This is a genomic window from Bradyrhizobium sp. LeoA1Lang (genome assembly GCF_055413685.1).
On the sequence record NZ_JBVAPG010000411.1, the window covers coordinates 1 to 1196 of the forward strand.

The following is a 1196-nucleotide window of genomic DNA, read 5'->3' on the forward strand; positions in this document are numbered from 1 at the left end:
GTGCGGCCCTTCAAGCTCACCACAATCCCATGACGATCAAGCCCGTTGCCCATGTCACAAGGGCCGCGTAACATTCATTCCGGCAACGTCGGCCCGACGTAGTTCAACAGCGATCGGGACATCCCCCTTGGCAGGGGCCACACACGGAAAATCGGACAGCCTTACGCCAGGCATCGAGCTGGAATTTAATGTCCGCATCCGCTTCGCAGATCAGCGGGATACGATTGTGGCTATCCCGGTCGTCAGGCGAATTTTGCCGCCTTTGGCCCAGCGCCCTCAGCCCACACCGGAGATGCTTATCAACGTCGTCATGGAGGCTAACAAAGCCCGTAGGAACCGACAGGTGCTCTTCATCGTCGAAATCCTGCTGGGACTTGCAGCTTCATTAGGGCTTATTTTTTATCTTTTCCGTCTCTGGCGAACGAAGGCTGCCAAAACGGAAAGCTAAACGACAAAACCAGTCCGCATCGTCATTGAAGCACCACGACGTCGGTGAGGCGCAGCCAGCTGCGGCTTGTTACCTCCCACGAGATTGTGAGCTTGTTACCGGACTATCGCGGAGCACATCTTTCGTGCTACGTCCCGTCCCGTTCAAAAATTAGTTTGCCGACACTGATTCCGGTTTGTCCGGGTCGGGAAAGGCAATGTCATGCAAGAACTGCCACCCTTGGCGCCGCAGCATTTAGCGCCGATGGCGTTCACGATCGAGGAAGCCGTCCAGGTTTTGAATTCGATCCTGTCAAAACCGCGATTGCTTGGTCCAAACTCGCGTGGCATTTGGCCTAGGGATCATGTTCCCGGCTTCAGTGTGCCACCACGAAAGCGCGGCAAACCTGCGACGTTGACTGACGAAAATGTATCACTCGCCATGCATGTCGAACTCTTAAAGCGCCGAGACGGATTGTCTGACCGAAAAGCAATTGCGCCCACCCTGCGGCACTTTGGTCCGCTTGCTCAGGGCGGTTATGGCGGATAGGTTCGCGCCGTCATGAGCGATACCCTCAAAAATCTCATCAGCGCCGCAGCCCCTCCTATACGGAGGCTAAGACAGCACCGAAACGACCTGCTTAGGTGCCGTCGCGAACTTGGTTGGAATTTGTCCGTCGCGAGTCTCCGGTGAACGGATGATATCTGCTCAGGCGGCAAGATCAACCGGCTGAGCAATGGGCTTGCTGGCGAGGGTCTGCCAGCCGTCG

General features: G+C 56.4%; 2 protein-coding genes. Both read left to right on the plus strand.

The window, feature by feature from the left end:
- Positions 1 to 448, plus strand: a 448-nt coding sequence (locus tag ACZYOF_RS43840; protein WP_463719597.1) for a hypothetical protein, incomplete at its 5' end; no start/stop codon positions are given.
- A gap of 201 nt (positions 449 to 649) precedes the next feature.
- Complete coding sequence (locus ACZYOF_RS43845) at positions 650 to 976, plus strand: hypothetical protein (RefSeq protein ID WP_463719598.1); 327 nt, start codon at positions 650 to 652, stop codon at positions 974 to 976.
- Positions 977 to 1196 lie beyond the last annotated feature (220 nt).